Raw genomic sequence first — 19,961 nt, 5'->3', positions numbered from 1 at the left:
ACGGCAAGATAGCAGTGTATAAAATCCCTGGATCGCTGTAGCGAACCGGGGATTTTTTTTAGCGATCAAGGTCGCTGGCTTTCGTGTGGCAAGTTGTGTAAAGCGCATGTCGGATCAAAAGGTTGCTACATACATGAATAATTTGCTCGATCAGTGCTTTTAAAGAGCCGATTCCTTCCGAGGAGATGCTGGAACAAATACCTGGAATGTAAGATGAACTGCGGAGACCCCTGTTTTCATTATTTCTGCAGTAAAGAAGTAGCATGTGTTCAGTAGACCCATTTTCTATTTGCACTTTTTGTATGATCAGGCACGAAATAGTGAACCGTCTATTTTTGGTTGTTACGTATCCTGTTAATATTTATGTTCAAATGTGCAACTTTTGTCTTGCCATGGGGGAGTAGGTGTTTTACATTTAATACGAGGGATATTTTAGCAGATTATTTTTAGCCAAAAAATGTAGAAAACACGCAACTTTTGTACTTTTTATACGTCTAATAATACGTCCGTTCTTAATAGACAAATAGAATAGTGCGGAACATGACGAAAGGATGTAGAGGTGAAGATGCAGAAAAAACAAAAATTTGCGGTTGGATTGCTATTGATGCTGTTATGTTTAGTGTTTCCTTCGATGGGACAAGCTGCGCCTGATACAAGCTTGTACTTAAATGGGAATTCTTTGGCCTTGCCAGAGAACATTTCAATGCTGAACAATTCGGTCATGGTCCCGATTCGCGTCGTTTCCGAGGAGTTGGGTTATAAGGTTGATTGGAATCAGAAGGCGAAGACGGTAGCTATAAATGATAATAGCAGAAGCTTGAATCTCACCGTCAATCAGAAGACGGCGACAGTTGATAACAAAGATGTTACACTCGTTGCACCTCCGATTATTAAGAGCGATATTGCGCTTGTCCCACTTCGTTTTATCGGCGAAAATATGGGGCTGAAGGTAGACTGGGATAATTCTACCAAATCGGTGTATATGTTTACATCCGAAGAGGTGGTGACGCCTCCAACTACCAATCCGGGCAATGACTCGTCATCAGACAATGGCAGTAATACGGGAGGCTCTGGCGAAGAGCAAGTGAAGCCAGACAGCAATCATGCAGTTGTTACGGATTTCTCATTTGACAATAACCAATTACATATCGCATTAGATCATAATGTAAGACCGAGCATTACGACAATGGATAGCCCTGACCGGGTTGTTATTGACTTGCCGAATGCAGTGTTTTCGGATCAATTTTATGAGAAATACAGTTTCAAACAGGATGGGCAAGGGGAATATGTAGTATCAGATTACCCAGATGTTCAGCGAATTCGCTTTGCAATGTTCAGTGACAAACCGAACACCGTGCGTTTCGTAATCGATGCAAGCTATCCATTGAATGGCAACGTCACACTGAATGATCAAGGTCTGACAACAATCGCGCTGTCGCAAGCCGACGGGAATAATGGCAACAACAATGGCGGTACAACGAAACCGCCAGTTACACCAAATAAGCCGAATGGTACGTATACCGTTGTCATTGATGCCGGTCATGGAGGCAAGGATTCCGGTGCGATCAGCTTGACCAAGAAGACGGAAAAGGACTTTACTTTGGCACTTGCCTTGAAAGTCGGAGAGTTACTTCGTAAAGAAGAAAAGATCAATCTTGTTATGACGCGCGAAGACGATTCATTCCCTGAATTATCGGATCGTTCATCGCTTGCGAACAAAATTGGTGCGGATATATTCGTATCGATACATGGAAACAGTGCGAAAAATAGCCCTTCTGTAACAGGTACGGAGACGTTCTATTATCACAAGAGCAGCGAAGCACTTGCCAAGACGTTGCATAAAAATTTATTGAATGGAACGCAATTTAAGGATCGGGGTATCAAATTTGGAGATCTCCATGTCGTTCGAGAAACGAAGATGCCGTCGGCTCTGCTCGAAATAGGCTTTTTAACGAGTACGAATGACGAACCTCAGATGTTCGATGAGCAGTTCCAATGGCGCGTTGCAGAGAACATTGTCAAAGGAATTAAAGAATATTTGGGCGTATCCTGATTCCTGATAATGCAACCTTTTGCAGACTGTAGCGTTATGAACGATGTAAAGGAGGTCATAATTGATGAAGACACGCAAATGGTGGGCGCTGGCAGCAGTAGTACTATCCATTACAATTATAAGTGCATGTGGCGCAAAGCCAACGACGAATGGAGCTCAGCCAGATCAACCAACAGCAGAACAACCGACGACAGAAAAGCCGTCCGGGGAGACGACACAACCTGAGCAGCCAATAACAGACAACAACACCAATGGAGAATCCAAAGCTGACAAAAAGGAGCAAACGCTCGATGTCTACGTTTCGGATGACCAATTGATGGAGCTGAAAAGCTACAAAAAGAAGATTCAGTTTGCAAATGATAATGAAAAATATCAGGCTGCGTTAGAAGCATTACAATCGTCTGATAATGACAAGGACATTCCATTATGGAAAAGCATCGACTTTAAATCCGTAAAAATGGAGAATGGTACGCTTGTCATTGATATTCATATTACGGAAGAGGGCCATCTTGGCGCTGGAGGCGAACAGTTCGCGTTAGAGTCTCTCACGAAGACGATGTTCCAATTCGATGAAGTAAAGGCAATTGATATTCTGGTAGACGGAAAATCAGATGAAAGCTTGATGGGACATGTAACCTTGGATCATCCAATTAAGCGTCCTTAAAAAGAACGAAACGTGTTAGAAAAACAAAATAATACCAGTAATTATTCGAGAACAGGGGCAGGAATTGCCCCTGTTCTTGTCGAAAAAGAACATCTTACGAGGAAATTTATGTGGAAGGGGATGCACCATGCAATCAAATACAAAACCACGTGTGCGCAAAGCACGTGCCTTAACAAGTGCGTTATTGGCCGTATCCATGATGCTGACAACTATGCAATTTGCTATGGCAGCGGAGTCGAATTCGGCTACGAAGACGAATCAAGTAACATCAACCTCGAATACAAGTCCGATATTCAGCGATGTTAAGCTTGGTTATTGGGCAGAAAAACATATACATAAGCTTGCTGCATTGGGTGTTCTTAAGGGGGATAACGGGAAGTTCCGTCCCGGAGATGCTGTAACACAACAAGAAGCGATCGCAATGGCTATTCGCTACATGGGGCTGGAGGGTGAACTTAATTCTACAGATTCCGTAGCCCTTCCTGCTGATTTTAAAGTAGGCACTTATTTCAAGCCATATATCGTTCTTGCACTTCAAAAAGGACTTTTGGACAAAAATGAACTTGCAAATCCAGATAAGAAGCAAGCATGGGGCGATAAGAAGGCAACTCGTGAATGGGTAACGAAAATATTGGTTCGTGCAGTCGGCAAGCAAGCGGATGCGGAACGTGCGATGAGCAAAAAAACAACGTTTGCTGACAATAGTAAAATTAGTGCTACTGCATTGGGTTATGTCAACACAGCAGTTGATCTTGAATTGACAACTGGATTGACCGGCAATCGTTTTGATCCTCAAGGCAATGTAACCCGTGCGCAGCTCGCAACGTTTTTCAGCCGCGGAGAAAAAGTGTACAAGGTGAAGCATGCTTCCGAGGCACTCGGTTATGTAATGAGCATGAATGATCAAGAGATGCGTCTCTACACGGAGGATGGCAAATCAGTATCCTACCGCTGCGACAGCAAAACGATGTACTATAAAACAGACAGCGAGCAGGCGATCAAGGCTTCCGAGATCGGGTTATATATGAAAATCCGAGTTGTTGTACAATCGGGGAATGCGACTTATATTGAATTGATTGACGCAGAGCCGAAGGTGGAGACGTCTACCGTTAAGCTGAGATACGTTGCGCCTTCAGAGAAGAAGCTGTACTTTACGAGAGATGGCTCTGATGCATTGTCTGATATTGTGTATGACAGCAGCGCGACAGTATTCAAAGATGCCAGCGGCAACACGATCGAGCCTTCCAAGCTGGTTACGGACAGTGAGCTTATTATCAAGCGGGAGACATTTACGAATGAACGCAAAATCATTGAGGTGCAGATTAAATCGGGACCAATCAATAAGTCTGCTAAAGGGACAATCACTTCGGTAGATGCTAAAAACCGTTCGGTTACGATCAAATCCGAGAGTGGAGAAAGCGAAACATACACGGTTGCAGAGGGCGCTTACGTACGGTATAAGGATCAATTGTTGTCCGGGCTTAGCAGTCTCAAGGAAAATGATAAAGTCAATTATACGGTGAAGAATAGCGTCATCACTGAAATCGAATTGATGAACGCTCAACAATTGACCATTACGGGAACCTTGTATGAAAAAGGTACGTCGAAAACCAGCATTACGATCCGAAAAGAAGACAATAGGTTGGAAGCGAAATTGCTTGCGCGTGAAGTAACGATTGATATTGATGGCATGAAAAATCCTTCCTTCGATGATATCGTAGCTGGTGAATACGGGGATCGTGTAGAATTAACGCTAAACAGCGATGATCTCGTTACGAACATTAAGGTCATGAACCGGAAGGCCGAAATGTTAATTGGAGCTACGGTTGTAGATTACGATAGAGGGAACAATTTGTTGATGGTGATGGACGAGCGCAAAGAGCCGCATGCTTTCAAGTTGACAAATGAAACGCGTTTTGAGAACAACGGAGTTAAGGTTGCAGTTGATGATATCGCGAGTCAACTAAAAGATGGCAAGCGTAAGGTTAACATTCAATATACAGCCAAAAATGCGCTCCTTGTGCAGTTTGTCAACAAGTTTGAAGGGACGTTTGTCTTTGCTAGCTCAACCGCTAAGACGGTGACGATGAAGCTTGCCAATGGGCAGACGGTTACGCTGCCGTATAAGAGCAACACACTTAGTGTTGAAAAATATGGAAAGAGCGGCGTTTCATTGAATGATGTGAATAATGGTGATACAATTGTAGCTTACTTCACTGATGATCAGTCTTCAGTAACATCACTTGCCGTTCGTCAAACCCTGCAGTTTGAGGTTGCGTCTCGTGATGCAGCGAAGTATCGCATGCGCTTGCGCTCCAACGGTTCAACAATCGAGGAATTCTATGTAGGCAGTGCAACGATTTATGATTTGAACAACAACAAGATCAAGATTGCAGACTTGAAGGATAATGACTATGTCAATGTTGTATTGGACGGACGCTCTATCGTGGAGGTGCGTCAAGTTCAAGTTACATACGGTCGAGTAGAGTCTGTAGATACGAACAACGGTTCGATTCGTGTGCGCGACAATGGCGGTTCTTTGTCTGTCCACCAAGTAGGCAAGAACGCGCAAATTCAGGTTGATAATTCCTCGACATCGAATTTGAGCGCGTTGAAAGAAGGAGACCGTGTAGAGGTGCGCAAGGACACAAGCGATCTTGCAGTTGTGAAGCTGATCAGCGGCGTGAAGCGCAGCTTCTGGCGTTATAATTCCAGTACGAGTGAATTGTACGTCAAACGCACCATGGCAGAAAATAATTATATATTCAATGTTCATCCGAATGCATTTATTCATTCGAAGGGCGAGAAAATCAGCCTGTCTTCCATTAAAGAAGATACCGATATTATGTTGTATATGATTAAGGATCAGGTTGTTGAAATCGAGAAAGTGTCTTAAACTACGATTAGGTTCACTACGAGCCGTCTCACCTTTGCGGGTGAGGCGGTTTTTAGGTGAACCGTCAAGAAGAATGGATAGAAAGGTGAGGTGACTCCTAGATGGCAACAAGTGTCCGCGTCCGTCATATTCTCGATACGATTGCTCAGATGTACCCTGATGCGCATTGCGAGTTGACTCACTCCAATCCGTTCGAATTGACAATTGCAGTCCTGTTGTCAGCCCAATGTACAGACGAGACGGTGAATAAGGTAACGGCCACGCTGTTCCAAAAGTATAAATCACCGGAGGATTATTTAGCTGTTCCACTCGAAGAGCTGGAATCGGATATTCGTCGAATTGGTTTGTTCCGCAACAAGGCGAAAAATATTCAGAAGCTATGCCAAATTCTCATTGATAAATACAGTGGTGAAGTACCTCGGGAGCACGCTCAATTGACAGAGCTTCCGGGTGTCGGCAGAAAGACGGCCAATGTGGTCGTTTCCAACGCCTTCGGTGTGCCTGCAATGGCAGTGGACACACATGTCGAGCGCGTCTCCAAGCGCTTGCGACTAGCTAACGAAGACGATAGTGTGTTGGAAGTGGAGAAGAAGCTGATGCGAAAAATTCCTCGTGAAGAATGGACAATCACGCATCACCGGTTAATCTTTTTTGGACGTTATCATTGCAAAGCGCAATCCCCCCAATGTGACATTTGTCCGCTGCTAGATAGTTGTCGAGAGGGTAAAATACGTATGAAAGCGACCAAACCTAGAAAGACTGGAAAATATAAGAACGTGGATGGGAGTCGGTCGTGATGAAATGTATTTCGGTATACACGAATGATTTTGAACAATTTTCTAATATTTATGAAAAAATTATGCAAACACCTCTTCAAGAGGATGAAGAACGTGAAATTGACGGTGTTACGGTATATGCAGCTGGACAAGTCCCTGATCAGTATGTCGAACGTATGCGCCAAAAACGTGATGTTGTCGTTATGCGTGTGAAGGATGCAGGAATTACAATCCTGCAGCGCGGAGAACAATTCGAAATCATTCTCCCTGAACAGCAAAATATGGTACACTAGAAACCGAGTAGAAGGCAAAAAGAGGAAGCCGATTACTCGGTTTTTTCTATGCCTAGGCATAATATTAGGCGTTCTGTTAGTTATCGATGCGACGAGGGAGACGTGAATGGAGAAGATGAATGCGAGGTTGCACACCAATTCGGCCATTGCGGAGAAAGACAGCGGGGAACTCGGAAAATGGCTGAAGCATACAGCGGAACAGATGCAGCATAGGGGAGATGTGCAGCACGCCGAGAAGATGCTGGAACTTGCGAAGAAATGGCAAGAATCGATCGTGATGGTTACGTTCTGCGGCCATTTTTCAGCAGGAAAATCAAGTGTGATTAATGCATTGTGCGGCAAGCAGCTGCTGCCATCCAGCCCAATTCCAACGAGTGCAAATGTAGTTACGCTCCGTTATGGCGAGCGCCATGCACGGGTGCTTCGGCGGTTAGGGGATGGATCAGTACAGGAGGAGCCTGTCCAATTTGAGCAATTGGATGAGATATGCCGCGATGGTATAGGCATAGAGCGTGTTGTGCTCTTTGATGAAATTGAGTGGATGGAGCAAGGAGTCGCTCTGCTGGATACTCCAGGGGTCGATTCAACAGATGCTGCTCATCGGGCGGCTACTGAGGAAGCCATGCATCTGGCTGATATTGTGTTCTATGTAACGGATTATAATCATGTGCAGTCAGAGACGAATTTTGCGTTTGCAAAGGAAGTTGCAGATGCGGGCAAGCCGCTTATTTGGATCGTCAATCAGATTGATAAACATCGTGAGCAGGAGCTGACCTTCGAATCCTATCAACAGGATGTGAAAAGTGCACTGGATGCGTGGCAGCTTAAGCCTGAGGGTGTGTTTTACATATCTGTTAAGCAGCCTGAACATCCGCTTAATGAATGGAATGCGCTTGAAGCTTATGTGCGCCAAGCTGCTATGGAACGGTTGCCGCTCGTTCGTTATGGCATTATGCGTGCGGCATGCGAGATGATTGCAGCGCATGCCAAGTTATTGAAGGAGCCTTATGTAAGCAAGCGTGAGCAATTCATTGAACGTATAGGTGACGAGGCTGCCTTGATGACATGGAAGGAGCAAGTGCGCCAAGCGGAACAACGAGTTGCGGAGCTTACAGCACGACAAGAGGAAGTAAATGATCTGTTTCAGAAGCAGCTACAGCAGCTGCTTGCCAATGCAAATGTGACGCCTGCAGCTATGCGTGATCAGGCACAGCAATATTTAGAGTCACGCAAGCCAGGCTTCAAGGTTGGCTTCTTATTCTCTGGAGTGAAGACGGAAACGGAACGTAATCAACGTCTGAATGCTCTTACATCCATATGGAAGGATGGATTGCGGGCGAATGTAGAAGTTCATCTCATCCAAATGATTCGTGCACTTGCTGAGGAGGTTGGGGCGGACGGTCAAGAAGCATCTTCTGCTATGGAGAGCGCATTGCCTGATTTGGGCAAAAGCTGGCTGGCAGCTTCGGTATCAGAAGGGGCAAGCGGCTCGCCAGAGTATAACTTGAATTATTGCCGCTCGCTTGCTGATGAAGCTCGAACCTTACTGCGCAGAGCTGCTCTGACCGTTGCAGAGCCTTTGTTGAAGATCAAGCTCCAGCGATATCGAGATGATTTTTTGCAAGCAGAGAAAGAGTTAGCAGAGATGAAGTCGCTTCATCTTGATTACACAGAATTGGAGAGCAGCTTGCAGGCAATTGATCAAATGGAAGCGGAGTTGGCTCGTCAGATCGAATTGTGGCTGCCAGCCGATAAGCAGCAGCATGGATGGAACGGTCTGCTTCCAGATGTTCTTAGCGTGAAGCAGCAAGCGAGCAGCAAGCAGAAAATAAAAGGCGGCCACTCGGTATCGCAGTCGATGAACAATGCAGAATGCAATTCTAATGCTGTCAATAGGCTTGGCAGTTCTGCTCAAGCGGTGAAACGCTCTGATAAACAGGCAATCGTTGAGTCGTGGCTGGAGCTGTCTGATGATGATGGTAACAGAACAAGTGAGGAGCAGGATGAATATGCGCAAGCCTATGCAAGTAGATATGGATCAGCACAAGGGCTTTATGAGCATGGTACAACGGTATCCGGAAGCTCTCAGCAGCCAATTGAAAATTCGGAAGCACCTAGACAAGTCCGTCGTAGGCTGACAGATACGGCTGGAAAGCTCGAACAAGCAGCAGGCGTTCTTGAACAGCTGGATTCGATGCGTATGCTTGCGTCAGAGATGCGCGACAAGGCCAAACGGCTAGTTGAGAACCGCTTCACAGTAGCGTTATTCGGGGCCTTCAGCGCCGGGAAATCATCATTCGCAAATGCCCTTATCGGGCAGAACGCTCTCCCGGTATCGCCCAACCCGACGACAGCTGCGATTAATACAATCGCTGCTGCAACAGACGCGCACCCGCATGGCACGGCGCGCGTAACGATGAAGCGCGAAGCGAAGCTGCTGGATGACCTTCGCTACGCGCTGGAAACCTTGGGCGAGCCGAGTGCTTCCACCATGGAGATGGAGGAAGCGCTGCATGCGCTCGCCCGGATTCGCCCGGAGACGATTCATCCTTCCGGGCGCCCTTACTACCGCTTCATCCAGGCTGTGAAGCGGGGAATCGATAAGGCTCGAGGCCTATTGGGCCAGGAGCTTATGGTCGATGAAGCAGAATATCGCTTATTCGTAAGCGATGAATCTCGTTCAGCCTTTGTTGAACGTATTGATCTATTTATTGACAGCGAGCTCACGAGACAAGGCTTCGTCTTCGTAGATACACCAGGTGCAGACTCAATTAATGCAAGGCATACAGGTGTTGCATTTGAGTATATGAAACAAGCCGATATCATTTTGTTTGTGACGTACTATAACCACGCTTTTTCACAAGCAGATCGGCAATTTCTTACCCAACTTGGCCGTGTCAAGGATGCCTTCGAGCTGGATAAAATGTTCTTCGTTGTCAACGCATCGGATCTAGCCGCTTCTCCAGAAGAGCTTTCAAGCGTGCTTGATTATGTAGAGGATAGACTGCGTGAGTTCGGCGTACGTAATCCCCGTCTATTTCCGATATCCAGCTTGCAGGCCTTGGAAGGCAAACAGCAGGCACAATCCGAGAAGATTGAAAAGTCAGGGATAGAAGCGTTCGAGCAGTCGTTCCTGCAGTTCGCAGGCAATGAACTAAGTCAACTCAGCATCCATTCTGCCCAAATCAGCTTGGAGAGGGCAGCTAAGCAGTTGAAGGCCATGTGGGACGCCTCTCACGCTGATGCTGCAGAGCGCGAGCGGGAATTGCTCCGCTATCAGAACTTGGTTGAACAAGCCCACAGCAGCTGTTCGGAGTGGCTAAAGCGTGATGAGACAAGTGCATTCCGCCAAGAAGCAGATGAATTGCTTTATCATGTGAGCCAGCGGCTGCAGTTCCGCTTTGGCGATATGTTCTCACATGCGTTCAACCCGGCTTCGCTGCGCAGAGATGATCGTAATATCGACAGTTCTTTGCAGCGCTGTTATGTAGAATGGAGCCGCATATTTACCAAGGAGCTTGCGAATGAATTGTATGCAACTTCTCTGCGAATGGAGCAAAGCGCAAAGAAACTTGTAACGAGCTATCGTAATCGCCTCCAGCAGACAATCACGGAGCAGTTGCCTGGATACTCGCCTACAGAAGAAGCTATGACTGCTTGGCCAACCCCTGAGGTATCCGGTGAGATTAACTTGCCGAATGTTACAGCACGCTGGATTCGAGGCTATTTCCGTAATAGCAAGGCATTCTTTGAAGGCAATGGCCGCAGTGAGCTTAGGCAGGCATTAGAGCTTCAGACGATGCAGGCTGTCAAGCAGGCGACAGAGGAGCATCGGGAGCGATTCATCAAGCATATGCTCACGCATTATCACCAAGTTGTCCAAAAGTCCTACACGGAACTTTCTGAAGCGTTGGATCGATATATGGAAAGATTAAGCAGCGCTTTACAGGCAGATGTCGATGAAGGTCTGCTTCAAGCGGTGATGAGCGCCATGGAAGAGGTAATATCTGCCGATAAAGTATCAAACGAAAGAGATGAATTTTAGCAAAATTGATATCAAAACCGTATCAATCCCTTACAAACGCTTACCGGACATATGTTTGGTAAGCGTTCTTTATTGAATAATGAACCACAAGTCAGTAAATCAGACGATTTAAGAGAAATGTTTGGATATGTTCCCACTAACCTCGGAAAAATCGAGCACAATCCGCATTATGATGAAATTGGCGTTTTGCTGTTGTGTTTTCATGATGATAAACTGCATTACATCTCACGAGAACGTAGAAAAGGGGAGGAGAATCCATGAACGTCTTCAAGCGGCTAAGCACGTATTACTGGCCGAAAAAAGGCTACTTAATCGCATCTATCATTTGCTTGATGGCGGCAACCGCGCTCGGACTGGTGTATCCCAATCTGCTGCGCATATTGATTGACGACGTCATAGCAAAAGAACGATTCGATTGGGTGCCTTGGCTGGCATTGACGGTGGTCGTCGTTGTCAGCATTAAAGGCACCCTCACATTTTTACACGGCTTTTTTGGCGGAAGACTAGGCAACTACGTTGCCTACGAGATGAGGAATGCATGCTATCGCAAGCTGCAATTTCTCTCATTCCGGTATTATGACAAGGCAAGAACAGGGGACTTGATGTCTCGTTTGACAGCAGATCTCGAAGGAATTCGCAACTTTATTGGCTTCGGGTTCGCCCAAATTTTGAACATGGTGCTGATGGTGATCTTTGGCGCAGCAATGATGTTCTCTATTGACTGGAAGTTAACGCTAACTACGCTTATCCCAATCCCGTTGCTTATTCTGGTAGCACTTCGCTTCGAGTCGAAGATTCATCCGGCTTTCCGTGAAATGCGCGTTGCCTTTAGCCGGCTGACAACGGCGGTTCAGGAGAACATTACAGGTGTACGTACGGTCAAATCTTTCGCGCGTGAAAGCCATGAAGTAGACAAATTCTCTGTTCGTTCCGAAGCATATAAAGAAAATCAAATTCATGCTGCTACATTATGGGGGCGTTATTTCCCGATCATGGAGCTTCTTGCTTGCTGCTGTGTCGCTATGCTGCTGGCAGTTGGCGGTACGAAGGTTATCAACAAGGAGCTGTCTCTTGGCGAATTGGTTGCATTCTTCAGTATGATTTGGTACATTATCGGTCCGATGTGGGGGATCGGCTTCCATATCAATAACTACACCCAATCTAAGGCTTCTGGAGAGCGTGTGCTTGAACTTCTTGATACACCCGTTGACGTTGCGAACAATGAGCGTGCGATGGTGCTCAAGGATGATGAAGTAAAAGGGCATGTTCAATTCAAAGATGTATCCTTCCGTTACGAAGGAGATGTAAACGCTCTTAGCCACATCTCGCTTGATGCGACGCCAGGTAAAGTGATAGGCCTTCTAGGCGGAACAGGGGCAGGGAAAACGACCATTATCCAGCTGCTCATGCGCGCATATGACGTGAAATCAGGAAGCATCACATTGGATGGACACGATATTCGAGATCTTGATGTGAAGAGCCTGCGGAGCCAAATGGCTACCGTATTCCAAGAGACGTTCTTATTTTCGTCTTCAATCTATAACAATATTGCCTACGGACGGGATGATGTTACGGAAGAGGAAGTGATCCGTGCTGCGAAGCTTGCTCAAGCTCATGACTTCATCATGGAGCTTCCACTCGGCTACGACACAATCGTAGGCGAACGCGGTATGGGGTTATCTGGCGGCCAGAAACAGCGCATTGCAATTGCTCGTGCCTTGCTGAAAGATCCAAAGATTCTAATTTTGGATGATGCGACAAGCGCGGTTGACATGGATACAGAGCATGCGATTCAAGCGGGCTTCCAAGAGGTTATGCGTGGTCGTACCGTGTTCATTATCGCTCACCGCATCTCGTCGCTGCGGCATGCCGATGAGATTCTAGTACTGGAACAAGGACATATTGCACAACGAGGTACCCATGAACAGTTGATCGTAGTGCCTGGCACGTATCAAGATGTGTATCGGATTCAATATGCAGATAAGCTTGATTCAGATTTGACAGGAAATTCAACGAAAGATTCAACGATGAGCAGAGAGCAGGTGAGAGTATGAGTGAGGCTCGATTTACAGCAGCATCCTCGGCACCGGGGCGAGCAAATGAACACGACAGCGCTGCTTCTGAAAATGTCGAGCGCAAGCGCTCCAGATTCGTTTATCAAGATGATGATGCAATTGAAAAGCCCTTCAACTGGGCCCAAATGCGCCGCCTGCTCGTCTATATGAAGCCATATAAGCGCCAGTTGCTCCCAGTACTGCTCGTCATGATGGTACTGGGTACGATAACGAAGCTCGCGATCCCATTTCTAATTAGTTATGCTATTGACCATGCAATACAGCCGACAGATGGGAATCCGTCGCTTCGAATGTTGTATATCATCGCGGGAACGGTACTTGGACTCTACATTGTTCAATGGGGGGCCAATGCGTTCCGGATCAAATTTATGAATGTGATCGGCCAACGTATTATTTATGATTTGCGTGCAGATTTGTTCAAGCATATCCAGAAGCTGTCGTTCCAGTTTTATGACAAGCGTCCAGCTGGCTCTGTGCTCGTGCGCGTAACGAATGATGTCAATTCCTTACAGGAATTGTTCACGAACGGAGCAGTCAATACATTAATTGATTGCATGCAACTGATAGGTATCATTATTATTCTATTGTTTTTAAATGCACAGCTTGCATTGGCTGTTATGATAACCGTGCCTATTATGTTCTTAGTGTCTACAAAGCTTCGTAAGAAGATTCGATTTGCTTGGCAGGATGTTCGTATGAAGCAATCTCGAATTAACTCACACTTGAATGAAGCCATTCAAGGTGTTCGCGTAACGCAAGCGTATACACAAGAACAACAGAATATGGAATTCTTTGATCATATGAATATGGTGAACAAGAAATCCTGGGATCGCGCTTCTGCCATGAACCAATCGTTTGGGCCTGTGATCGAGATAACCAGCGCAGTGGGTGCATTTATTCTTTTCATGTATGGGTCTTACTTAATACAGAGTCATGCGATAACCGTCGGGGTACTATTTGCTTTTGCGCAATACATAGGGAACTTCTGGGAGCCTATTAACCGCTTAGGGCAAATGTATTCACAAATGTTGATTGCCATGGCCTCGTCAGAACGTATCTTTGAATTTATGGATGAACAGCCTTCCATTCAGGATGCAGTATCATCAAAGGCACTCCCGCCGATTCATGGCGATGTGGAGTTTGAGAAGATTTTGTTCGAATATGAAAAGGGACGTCCTGCATTGAAAGGAATCTCGCTATCTGCTAAGGCAGGCGAGTCTATCGCGCTTGTCGGACATACCGGATCAGGAAAGAGTACCATTATTAATCTATTGTGCCGCTTCTACGATACGACAGAAGGCCATGTCTTGATCGACGGACATGATATTAGGCAGGTGACGATTGAAAGTCTTCGTTCCCAAATTGGCATCGTGCTGCAGGATACGTTCATCTTCTCTGGCACAATAAGAGACAATATTCGTTTTGGCCGTCTCGATGCAACGGATGCAGAAGTAGAAGCTGCGGCGAGAGCGGTATATGCGCATGATTTCATCGTGAATATGAAGGACGGTTATGATACTGAGGTTGAGGAAAGAGGGAACGTCCTCTCTATGGGTCAGCGTCAGCTAATCTCGTTCGCGCGTGCGCTGCTTGCAGATCCGAGAATTCTCATTCTCGATGAAGCAACGGCAAGTATCGATACGGAGACGGAGCTAAAAATACAAGAAGCGCTGAAAACATTGCTGCAGGGCAGAACATCCTTCATTATCGCACACAGATTGTCGACCATTCGCAATTGCGACAATATCGTCGTGCTTGATCATGGCGTTATTCAGGAACAGGGTACGCATGAACAACTGATGGATATGCGGGGTACCTATTACAATCTAGTAGCAGCGCAGTATAAATATATGTAGGCATTTCTTGTACGGTGGTTTGTGGTGCAGGGAGTTGCTTTCAGAATTAGAGGGGCGGCCGATATCGATCGGTTGTCCCTTTTTGATTTTGAGTGTTAGCTTTGCTGTACCCCCTGCAGTTTGCAAATAGGAACATGAACAGGTAATGTAAAGGGAGAACGGAGTTCAGGGATTGAGACAGGAGGACTAGGATGAGTCGTAAATCGGCATCGCGGCAATGGTTATGGATTGCTTCATGCGGCGTGGGATGCACGCTGCTATTGCTCGTTGGCTTCGGACTCGGAATTGCGGATATTATATATCCTGCTTCTGTTCCGTTTGCGGATGCGCCTGGGGTGAAGACTTCACCGACAACAGATACCGCCACTCACACAGAGCAGGAGATACGGATCGCTGCTCTTGGCGATTCTTTGACAAGAGGCACTGGCGATGGTACGGGACAGGGCTATGTTCGTCGCGTGGTGAGTACGCTTGAGAAGAGCAAGGAGAAACCGGTTTCGCTTTTGAACAATCTGGCAGTGAATGGGCTTCGTGCAGATCAGCTTATGGAGCGTTTGGAGAAAGATAGTGCGGGTTATGTATTGAAACAAGCGAATGTCATTCTGTTGACGATCGGCGGCAATGACTTATTCCAAGGAGCTCAAGCAGAACAGATGAGCGCCAAGGAAATGCAGTTGGATACGCTCATCGCCAAGGCGGATGCGGGAATTGTTCATTTGAAACAGGTGCTGGCTCAGCTGCGTAAGTGGAACCCGGATGCGCTAATCATCTATGTAGGATTGTATAATCCGTTTGCAGATTTACAGGCGATGCGTGAAATCGGCAATGCCGTCGTGCAGAAGTGGAACGATTCAGCTTATACGCTGATCAATAAGGACAAGAATATGATGATGGTACCGACCTACGATCTGTTCCAGCAGAACAGCAGCAAGTATTTATCGTCTGATCATTTTCATCCGAATGGAGAAGGATACGATGCTATTGCTAAGCGGATTGTGCAAAGCATCAAATAATAGATGGACATATGATATCGGCCGGGAGGTGGCTCAGTGATGGAGCATGCGAAGGAAGTAGTATTATCAGTTGAGCATGTAAAAAAGAAAATAGGCGCAAAGCTGATCATAAAAGATGTAACCTTCGAGGTTCGTGCAGGAGAGATCTTCGGTTTCCTTGGGCCGAATGGCTCTGGCAAAACGACGACCATTCGTATGCTGGTTGACTTAATTACGCCAACTTCAGGCCGAATTACCGTATGCGGACTTGACGTCAATCGCAATCCGGAGCAGGCGCTGCGGCATGTTGGCTGCATCGTGGAGAATCCGGAAATGTATAACTTTCTGACAGGGTGGGAAAATTTAGAACATTTCGCCCGGATGGTGAATGGAGTTGGATCGGAACGTATCCAAGAAGTTGTTGAAATTGTCGGTTTGTCCAATCGGATTCATGACAAGGTGAAAACATACTCGCTAGGGATGCGGCAGCGTCTTGGAATCGCACAAGCGCTGCTGGCCGAGCCGAAGCTGCTCATTTTGGATGAGCCTACGAATGGATTAGATCCGCTTGGCATTAAAGAACTGCGTGCATTCATTCGTATGCTGGCCGATAGCGGCATGGCTGTGTTCGTATCGAGTCACTTGCTCAGTGAAATTCAACTGATGTGCGATCGTGTAGCTATTATCAGCAATGGAGAAGTGCTTGCTGTTGACGATGTAGAGCAACTGCTTACGGGACGCAATCAGTTCGTGGTTTGGCAGGCACAACCCGTGGAGCGGGCTGTGGAATTGTTAACCGAGAACAATGGAGTTACGGTATACACACGAGAGAATGCGCCAATTGATGAGTCGGCCCTGATAGGACTTCCGGACTATTCGATCGTTACCGAAACTCCTTCTGACTATATACCAGAATTGAATCGAAAGATGCTGCAGGCCGGCATCGAAATAGAGGGAATTCAGCGCATTATGCCTACCCTGGAGCAGTTATTTTTAGAAATAACGGAGGGTGAACGCATTGAGTAGCTTGCTGCCGCTTATCCAAAACGAAACATTAAAAGTATTGAAGAAAAAGCGATTTTATGTCATCATGCTCATATTGATCGTGTTAATCCCCGTCTTCACTTATGCACAAATGAAGATGGCGGAAAGCAGCCGGGCGAAATTCAAGGAGGACTGGCGCCTAGAGCTTCAACAGCGAATTACAGATATTCAAAATTCGCTGGGCAGCGATCGTATACCGGAAGAGTGGAAGAAGTATCGGCTCATCATGCTGCAGCAGCTGCAATATTATTTGGATCATGACGTGAATCCAAGTGAGCCGAACGGAGTGACATTTACCCGTACCTTTATGGATAATGCGGTGACGCTGTTCATCCCGCTGCTTGTCATGGCGATCGCCTCAGATATCGTATCTTCGGAACGTTCGACCGGGACGATTAAGATGCTGCTGACCAGGCCGGTACGCAGGTGGAAGGTGCTCATGAGCAAATGGGTTGTTCTCATGATGTTTACCGGCATCATTGTTGTCATGACAGCGCTGCTCGCGTATCTTATTTCCGGAGCTGTGTTCGGTTATGGAGGATGGACTTTCCCGATATTTACCGGATTCTCGCTGTCGGGCACTAATGTGGACTTCAATGCCGTACATACGCTTCCCTCATGGCTGTACTTGCTTATGCAATGCGGTCTGATCTGGTTCTCCAGCATTGTTGTCGCAGCGCTCGGGTTTATGATATCTGTGCTCGTCCGGAGCACAGCAGCAAGCATTGTAACGCTGATGGCAACACTGATTGCAGGTACCATCTTGTATAATATGGCCTCATCTTGGCCGACTGCCAAATACCTGTTCATGATTAACTTAAAATTGACGGACTATATGGCGGGTACACCGGCTCCTGTAGAAGGCATGAGCTTGCCGTTCTCTCTTGCGGTATTAAGTATATGGGGCATGATTTCCCTATTCATTGCATTCCGTGTCTTTACGAAACAGGACATCTTGAATTAAAATAAGAATGCGAAACATCTGTTTGCATCCGGACGATATAAGTAATGGGGATTTCTGCTCCTTCGTCCGGCAGCGGCAGATTTTCTTTTGCCAACGAAGGTTGGAACGCTAAAAAGATAGTTTCAAAAAGCCGCTTTTGATCATAAAGCATAACGGGAAGTAACTCGTGAAAATGTTCAGCAGCTAATTTTGCATTCGCTTGCAACCTTACTGATGCTGAAAACTGGTCTTTTTGAACACGTATTGTTTAGGAAACACGCATGATTATTGATTATGCACTACATGTAATTTGAAGGAGGAGCATGAATGGTCGAGCAAGTCGATATGTTCGGACAGTCGCCTGAGAATGGGGGGGCATCTGGCAACCGCAATTCTGAGTATGGGGCTGACGACATTCAAGTGCTCGAAGGGCTTGTCGCGGTACGCAAACGGCCAGGGATGTATATTGGCAGTACAAGCTCCTCGGGGCTGCATCATCTGGTATGGGAAATCGTAGACAACGCTGTCGACGAGCATCTCGCCAAATTTTGCTCTCAGATTGATGTGACAATTCACAAGGATCAGTCGGTCACCGTTCGAGACAATGGACGAGGAATTCCGACGGGTATGCATAAGACAGGGGTACCGACTCCGCAGGTCGTTTATACGATCTTGCATGCGGGCGGTAAGTTCGGTGGCGCAGGCTATAAAAAATCTGGGGGTCTGCACGGCGTTGGCGCTTCAGTCACGAATGCGTTATCGGAATGGCTTGAGGTTGAAATTTGCCGCGATGGCAAAATACATCGCATGCGCTTTGAAACATGGACGGATAAGAAAGGCAAAGAGCATGTCGGCGAACCGGTAACGGGGCTGGAGATTGTCGGTAATACGAATCGCACGGGTACAAAGGTAACGTTTAAGCCAGATGCGAAGGTATTCCATGGCAATATTCATTTGAATTATGACAATCTTGCTGAGCGATTGCAGGAGATTGCATTTTTGAACTCTGGCTTACGGGTCACATTGAAGGATGAGCGGACAGGAAAGGAAGAAACTTTCCTATATGAAGGCGGAGCAAGCGAATTTGTACGATTTTTGAATGAAGACAAAAGTGTGCTGCATGAAGTCATTCATTTCACGGCTGAGAAGGATGATATTGAAGTCGAGATTGCGCTTCAATATAACGATGGGTATACGGAAACAATCGTATCGTTCGTCAACTCGATCCCAACTCGTGGCGGCGGTACGCACGAGACAGGCTTCAAGACAGCCTACACGCGTGTGATGAATGAATATGCGCGCAAGAACAGCTTATTGAAGGAAAAAGATAAAAACCTGGACGGGAACGATCTCCGTGAAGGTATGATGTCAGTCATTAACGTGAAAATGTCAGATGTGGAATTTGTCGGCCAAACGAAGGATCAGCTCGGGAGTGCGATGGCAAGGGGCGCTGTGGATACCATCGTATCCGAGCATATGAGCATTTTTTTAGAGGAGAACCCGCAAATTGCGCAGATGCTTGTCAAGAAGGCAATTCAGGCATCCAAGGCGCGTGAGGCGGCACGCAAGGCAAGAGAAGATGTTCGGTCAGGCAAGAAGCGCAGTGAAAGCTCGAACCTGAACGGCAAGCTGACACCGGCGCAGTCGAAGGATTATACGCGCAACGAGCTCTTTATTGTCGAAGGGGACTCGGCGGGTGGCTCTGCGAAGCAGGGACGCGATTCCAAGACGCAGGCGATCTTGCCGCTGAAGGGGAAGCCAATGAACCCGGAAAAGGCGAAGCTCGCTGATATTCTGAAAAATGATGAATATCGAACGATCATCCATGCGATCGGAGCAGGGGTAGGCTCCGATTTCGATGCTGATGAGAGCAATTACGCAAAGATCATTATTATGACAGATGCTGACACAGACGGTGCGCATATTCAAGTGCTGCTGCTCACTTTCTTCTATCGATATATGCGGCAGCTTATTGATAAGGGCAAGGTATATATTGCACAGCCTCCGCTATATAAGATATCGCATAAGAAGGGCAAGCACTTGACGGTTCGCTATGCTTGGACAGACGAGCAGCTTGCCAGCTACGTGAAGCAGTTCGGACAAAGCGCTGAGATTCAACGTTATAAAGGTCTTGGCGAGATGAATCCCGATCAATTGTGGGAAACGACGATGGATCCGGAAACGAGAACATTGCTGCAGGTGCAGATCGATGACGCCGCCAAGGCAGAGCGCCGCGTGACGACATTGATGGGCGACAAGGTGGAGCCGCGCAAGCGCTGGATCGTAGAGAACGTTGACTTTGCGGAGTTCGAGGAATAGAAAGG

12 protein-coding genes are annotated in these 19,961 nt (G+C 46.7%); all 12 read left to right on the top strand.

Annotated elements, in window-relative coordinates; all coding sequences use genetic code 11:
• Window positions 1–565: 565 nt before the first annotated feature.
• Window positions 566–2,053, top strand: a complete 1,488-nt coding sequence (locus ACQ5BJ_RS05100) for an N-acetylmuramoyl-L-alanine amidase (RefSeq protein ID WP_430108931.1) — start codon at window positions 566–568, stop codon at window positions 2,051–2,053.
• 64 nt (window positions 2,054–2,117) lie between these two features.
• Entirely contained in the window at window positions 2,118–2,717 is a 600-nt protein-coding gene (locus tag ACQ5BJ_RS05095) for a GerMN domain-containing protein (protein ID WP_005547062.1), read from the top strand.
• Window positions 2,718–2,844: 127 nt separating this feature from the next.
• On the top strand, window positions 2,845–5,613 hold the full coding sequence (locus ACQ5BJ_RS05090) for an S-layer homology domain-containing protein (protein WP_430108928.1): 2,769 nt from the start codon (window positions 2,845–2,847) through the stop codon (window positions 5,611–5,613).
• Between the two features lie 101 nt (window positions 5,614–5,714).
• A complete protein-coding gene (gene nth, locus ACQ5BJ_RS05085) occupies window positions 5,715–6,410 on the top strand; it encodes an endonuclease III (protein ID WP_005547066.1) in 696 nt (231 codons plus the stop codon).
• Window positions 6,410–6,682 (top strand): hypothetical protein, encoded by a 273-nt coding sequence (locus tag ACQ5BJ_RS05080; RefSeq protein WP_005547068.1) that lies wholly within the window; start codon window positions 6,410–6,412, stop codon window positions 6,680–6,682. Before nth ends, ACQ5BJ_RS05080 begins: the two co-directional genes overlap by 1 nt.
• A 106-nt stretch (window positions 6,683–6,788) precedes the next feature.
• On the top strand, window positions 6,789–10,727 hold the full coding sequence (locus ACQ5BJ_RS05075; RefSeq protein WP_430108925.1) for a dynamin family protein: 3,939 nt from the start codon (window positions 6,789–6,791) through the stop codon (window positions 10,725–10,727).
• Window positions 10,728–10,984: 257 nt separating this feature from the next.
• On the top strand, window positions 10,985–12,781 hold the full coding sequence (locus tag ACQ5BJ_RS05070) for an ABC transporter ATP-binding protein (RefSeq protein WP_005547074.1): 1,797 nt from the start codon (window positions 10,985–10,987) through the stop codon (window positions 12,779–12,781).
• A complete protein-coding gene (locus tag ACQ5BJ_RS05065) occupies window positions 12,778–14,658 on the top strand; it encodes an ABC transporter ATP-binding protein (RefSeq protein WP_430108922.1) in 1,881 nt (626 codons plus the stop codon). The genes ACQ5BJ_RS05070 and ACQ5BJ_RS05065 overlap by 4 nt, the downstream gene beginning before the upstream one ends.
• Before the next feature lie 191 nt (window positions 14,659–14,849).
• On the top strand, window positions 14,850–15,671 hold the full coding sequence (locus ACQ5BJ_RS05060) for a GDSL-type esterase/lipase family protein (protein WP_005547079.1): 822 nt from the start codon (window positions 14,850–14,852) through the stop codon (window positions 15,669–15,671).
• A 39-nt stretch (window positions 15,672–15,710) separates the two neighbouring features.
• A complete protein-coding gene (locus ACQ5BJ_RS05055; RefSeq protein ID WP_430109440.1) occupies window positions 15,711–16,676 on the top strand; it encodes an ABC transporter ATP-binding protein in 966 nt (321 codons plus the stop codon).
• Window positions 16,669–17,658 carry an ABC transporter permease gene (locus ACQ5BJ_RS05050; RefSeq protein WP_005547083.1) on the top strand — a complete coding sequence of 330 codons (990 nt, stop codon included), beginning with the start codon at window positions 16,669–16,671 and terminating at the stop codon, window positions 17,656–17,658. Before ACQ5BJ_RS05055 ends, ACQ5BJ_RS05050 begins: the two co-directional genes overlap by 8 nt.
• Window positions 17,659–17,964: 306 nt before the next feature.
• Window positions 17,965–19,956, top strand: coding sequence for a DNA topoisomerase IV subunit B (parE, locus tag ACQ5BJ_RS05045; protein ID WP_262866622.1), 1,992 nt, complete (start codon window positions 17,965–17,967; stop codon window positions 19,954–19,956).
• Window positions 19,957–19,961: the final 5 nt, after the last annotated feature.

Origin of the sequence: Paenibacillus sp. B1-35, assembly GCF_050474385.1 — a bacterium.
Lineage (GTDB): Bacteria > Bacillota > Bacilli > Paenibacillales > Paenibacillaceae > Paenibacillus_B > Paenibacillus_B alvei.
The sequence above is the reverse complement of the archived record's forward strand: the minus strand, read 5'-3'. Positions and strand labels throughout refer to the sequence as shown.

Coding starts and splice junctions, on each gene's coding strand:
- ACQ5BJ_RS05055 (WP_430109440.1), top strand. CDS start 15,711: ATGGAGCATGCGAAGGAAGTAGTATTATCAGTTGAGCATGTAAAAAAG.
- parE (WP_262866622.1), top strand. CDS start 17,965: ATGGTCGAGCAAGTCGATATGTTCGGACAGTCGCCTGAGAATGGGGGG.
- ACQ5BJ_RS05095 (WP_005547062.1), top strand. CDS start 2,118: ATGAAGACACGCAAATGGTGGGCGCTGGCAGCAGTAGTACTATCCATT.
- ACQ5BJ_RS05075 (WP_430108925.1), top strand. CDS start 6,789: ATGGAGAAGATGAATGCGAGGTTGCACACCAATTCGGCCATTGCGGAG.
- ACQ5BJ_RS05070 (WP_005547074.1), top strand. CDS start 10,985: ATGAACGTCTTCAAGCGGCTAAGCACGTATTACTGGCCGAAAAAAGGC.
- ACQ5BJ_RS05080 (WP_005547068.1), top strand. CDS start 6,410: ATGAAATGTATTTCGGTATACACGAATGATTTTGAACAATTTTCTAAT.
- ACQ5BJ_RS05090 (WP_430108928.1), top strand. CDS start 2,845: ATGCAATCAAATACAAAACCACGTGTGCGCAAAGCACGTGCCTTAACA.
- ACQ5BJ_RS05100 (WP_430108931.1), top strand. CDS start 566: ATGCAGAAAAAACAAAAATTTGCGGTTGGATTGCTATTGATGCTGTTA.
- ACQ5BJ_RS05060 (WP_005547079.1), top strand. CDS start 14,850: ATGAGTCGTAAATCGGCATCGCGGCAATGGTTATGGATTGCTTCATGC.
- ACQ5BJ_RS05065 (WP_430108922.1), top strand. CDS start 12,778: ATGAGTGAGGCTCGATTTACAGCAGCATCCTCGGCACCGGGGCGAGCA.
- nth (WP_005547066.1), top strand. CDS start 5,715: ATGGCAACAAGTGTCCGCGTCCGTCATATTCTCGATACGATTGCTCAG.